Origin of the sequence: Flavobacterium soyangense, assembly GCF_015277675.1 — a bacterium.
GTDB lineage: Bacteria > Bacteroidota > Bacteroidia > Flavobacteriales > Flavobacteriaceae > Flavobacterium > Flavobacterium soyangense.
This window is the reverse complement of sequence record NZ_JADHEC010000067.1, coordinates 1-3,742: the sequence shown is the minus strand read 5'-3', so window position 1 is coordinate 3,742 and position 3,742 is coordinate 1. Positions and strand designations below refer to the sequence as shown.

5 protein-coding genes are annotated in these 3,742 nt (G+C 32.0%); 3 read left to right on the top strand and 2 right to left on the bottom strand.

Features of this window, described 5'->3' with window-relative positions:
- Positions 1-306 precede the first annotated feature (306 nt).
- Both IR213_RS15855 and IR213_RS15850 read left to right on the top strand, forming a co-directional pair.
- Positions 307-522, top strand: coding sequence for a hypothetical protein (locus tag IR213_RS15855; protein WP_194313267.1), 216 nt, complete (start codon positions 307-309; stop codon positions 520-522).
- A 303-nt stretch (positions 523-825) separates the two neighbouring features.
- On the top strand, positions 826-1,116 hold the full coding sequence (locus IR213_RS15850) for a hypothetical protein (protein WP_194313266.1): 291 nt from the start codon (positions 826-828) through the stop codon (positions 1,114-1,116).
- A 406-nt stretch (positions 1,117-1,522) separates the two neighbouring features.
- Here the strand turns inward: IR213_RS15850 and IR213_RS15845 are convergent, their stop codons facing one another.
- Together IR213_RS15845 and IR213_RS15840 are read right to left on the bottom strand one after the other, a co-directional pair.
- Positions 1,523-1,948 (bottom strand): hypothetical protein, encoded by a 426-nt coding sequence (locus tag IR213_RS15845; protein WP_194313265.1) that lies wholly within the window; start codon positions 1,946-1,948, stop codon positions 1,523-1,525.
- Positions 1,949-2,104: 156 nt separating this feature from the next.
- Positions 2,105-2,509 (bottom strand): YopX family protein, encoded by a 405-nt coding sequence (locus IR213_RS15840; RefSeq protein ID WP_194313264.1) that lies wholly within the window; start codon positions 2,507-2,509, stop codon positions 2,105-2,107.
- Positions 2,510-2,720: 211 nt separating this feature from the next.
- Between IR213_RS15840 and IR213_RS15835 the strand changes: the two genes are divergently transcribed.
- Positions 2,721-3,491 (top strand): BRO-N domain-containing protein, encoded by a 771-nt coding sequence (locus IR213_RS15835; RefSeq protein WP_194313263.1) that lies wholly within the window; start codon positions 2,721-2,723, stop codon positions 3,489-3,491.
- Positions 3,492-3,742: the final 251 nt, after the last annotated feature.

The following is a 3,742-nucleotide window of genomic DNA, read 5'->3' as shown; positions in this document are numbered from 1 at the left end:
ATTTTGTTCTCTCTTAATAAATCTGGATGCTTTTTTTTGTAGTCATATTTTCAAAGTTTTAATTATCTTTGAAAGGTACAAAATCAGCGCGAGAGCTACCGAAGGTTTAGTTCAACATCGGCTATGCAAGATTTGGGTTTCAGTTATTAATTTAAAGTTCGGTCTGTGCTTGTAATTATTAGGCTAAATCGAAAGTTTAGGCTTCTTTAATCCCAAACCTCGCATAGCCGAGAACCGTTGGCTGTCAGTTTATAGGAACAGAAAGCAGAAAGTATAACCAAAATCCGAAAGGTAAACAACCAAATTATGAAAGAAATATCTAAAATGAATGACCGTGAAATTCTTGAATTAATACTAACTAACCAAATATCGTTAGCCCAACAAATTCATAGAATTAGAGAAGTTGTAGCTAAACAATTTGTCAAAGACTATGCAGGAACTTACAAAAGCAAGTTAGATATTTTTGAAGAGTTACTTGAGAATTCAGATGATTTCCTTAGAGAATTTGAATCTAAAGATTAGTCCTGTACTCTTGTTCAAGGTATTTTTTAAACTCGGCGTGCTTACTTTCTAGAAAATTTTCAGTTATGTTTATTACTGAATTATCTCTTAATACGGTTTCTACATTACGTATTATTGAACGATTATCACTAATTGAATTACCGTTTAACAATAAAAGTATTTTGTTGACAGTAACGTTTTCAGCTAATAGTTTCTTAGCTGTTTCTTGTTGTTGTATTTTATATGTATTTGACATTTGTTTTTTGTTTTAGTACGGTTCCGAAGAACCGATAATTAGTAATTAATTTTTAACCTTAAATAATTATGGCTGATTTAGCAACCTTAAAATCCTTGTTACGTAGGATTGACAATATTTATCACGTAAATAAAACAGACAAAGCGTATTATGACGCTACCGAAGTAGCTATGGAACTTTCTGAAAAACTACCTGATAATAAAGACATTCAAAAGGATGTTAAAATATTAAAAAAGTACAATTCAAAAGGAAGTGACAAAATCAAAAAATACGTTATTGACGAGTTTAAAGAAAATTCAATTCACGATATTATTAGCATTATTTCAGAGATTGAAAACGCCCCCCCCAACGCCCTTTAAGTATAATAAATTCTAACTCTGCTTCTGTATTGCATTCGTATCTGTTTGCAATTACAATTTTTTCGCCATACAGAAAATAGGTTAGACTAAATATTTTTTCTTTCTCAAAGTTCTGAATCTCTACATAGTTACCATTGCCCAAATCGTAATGATATTCTAAAAGACCATCGTAATTGTTTTTTAAAATAAACTTATATTTATTGACTAAAATATTTTGAAATAAAAACATAGTGTTTAAGTGTTAATCGATTCCTGCCAAAAAAAATGACTAGAAAACCGAACCGCCAACAGCTATTTTGAGATAGTTGGGATTTAGTGGGATTACCGTTTCGTATTATAAATCTGTATAACAGAAAAATTACTATTTCGCAATCCCAACTATCTCAAAGTAGCAAGACGTTATGGCTCATTCTACAGAACCACCGTGCTTGATGACGAAATATAATTTATCAGGTTCGGCTCCCCATTCAGGATTGCCTGTTCTTATTTCAATTCCTTTGTGTTCTAGTTTTAAAATTCTTTCGGTGTCATCTTTTTTGGGATAACCTAAAGTCATTGTGTTGGTTTCAAAACATTTAAAATGTTGATCCTGATAAACATAATAATTTAGTCTGTATATAAATGAATTGGCAAAACCATTTTTATCCCAAGTAGCAGGACGTTTTTTAAAAATAGCATATTCATTTCTTAAATTTTCATTAGAATCGTAAAACGAAATGTTAAAAAGCCTTGAAATCCAGTACGGGTTTATCTCTCGATAATCTTCTGTTTTTACTCCAGATTTTGTCATTTCAAACCATTTAGTTTTTAATGGTAATTGTAGGTTTTTCATATTATTTTTTTTTGTTAGTGTAAAAAAAAACGAAGCCATAACAGCTGTCTGTGGCTATTGTGGGATTTAGTGGAATTACCGTTTCGCATTAACTTTCTGCAAAGCCGAAAATTTAGCGTTTACGAACCCCCACAACAGACCACAGGCATCGTAACGTTACAGGACAGCGGTTGGAGTAGATAATAGTTCTGGATTTTCGTAAATGTTTCCAACGCATTCACTAAATTCTAAGTGAGAAATAAGAGCATAAATATTTCTTGCTTTATGATATTCAATTAATGTTTGTAGCTTGAATTCTCCTTTAAAAAAGCAAACCACTAAAAGCCCATTGTTTTTTATCTCTACAACATCCCCTTCGTAAATTTCTTTCCCGTTTTTATCTTTTAATCCTGTAAATTGACCTACTGAATTAGTAAAAACCTTTTCAATATCATCGTAATTATCCGCCGTATCTGTTAAAATGTAAAATTCCTTATTTACAATCAATCCACTATCAACTAAATTGCCGTAAATCCACTTGTTTGTGTTTTTGTCAATTCCTCTAAATTTAATCTCTCTCATAATCTTAATTTTAGTGCCGTCCTGTAACAACAGCTACATTTCAGCGTTAGTTTTGTTATTAATTTAAGTTCTGTTTTTCTTTTTTAAGTTTAGGCATAACCGAAACTTGGTTTTGTGTCCTACCACGCCGAAATTGTAGCTGCGGTATCGTTGGCAGTCAGCTTGAAAAACCGAACAACCAAAGATATTAATTTTAAAGTAAAATAATTTTATGCAATTATCAGTATTCAAATTCCAATCAGATGAAGAACAAATGCTAAACGAAATCAGAACCGTTGAAATTGATGGCGAAATATGGTTTGTAGCTTCTGATGTAGCAAAAACATTAGGCTATAAAAGACCTTCTGAAGCGGTTAGACAACACTGCAAAGAAAAGGGTACGGTAAAAGACCGTATCCCTACTGAAGGTGGCGACCAAGAAGCCTTACTTATTAACGAACCCAATGTTTACAGGTTAATAATAAAATCCCAACTTCCTGCCGCCGAAGCTTTTGAAACTTGGTTGTTTGAAGAAGTAGTTCCTTCAATTCGTAAAAAAGGTTTTTACGGAAAGATTGACAGAACTCAATTGCCTAACTTCTATCTGCGATACAAAGATAATCTTCATAAAATAGATAGAAACTACTTTTCAGTAATTAGTGAGCTTTTTGTTACACTAAATGCAGAACTTGACAAAGTAGGATATGAAATACCCGACAAAGGAATAAAAGGACAAGGAATGTATCCTGATATTTCAGTTGGAAAAATATTTTCAAATTACCTTAAAAAAACTGAATCTCCATTTGAGGGTTTACATAAGTATTATAATCATTCTTTTCCTGATGACAGAGCTGACGTAGAAGCTCGAATGTATCCTATAGAAGTGTTACCAACTTTCAGAAAATTTGTTTTTGAAAAATGGATACCTGAAAATGCACAAAATTATTTCAAAGAACGTGACCCTTTAGCCTTGGACTATTTACCAAAACTACTCGGAAAATAGAAAGCCGAACTGCCAACAGCAGTTACAAGAAATGGCAAAATTTATTAGTAACATCACATTCACGTTTCGCAGGGAAATTTTTCTAGTAACCGAAAATATCTAGTCACGAAATTTGCCACTTCTTGTAGCTGCGGAACGTCAAACTGTCTAAAAACCTTCCTTTCCAATGTTTATTCTTTTGTATTAAAAATCGTTCAAAATATTTGGATAACTCCTTAGTTTTCTTTATCTTTAAGCAAGTATTTATCGCT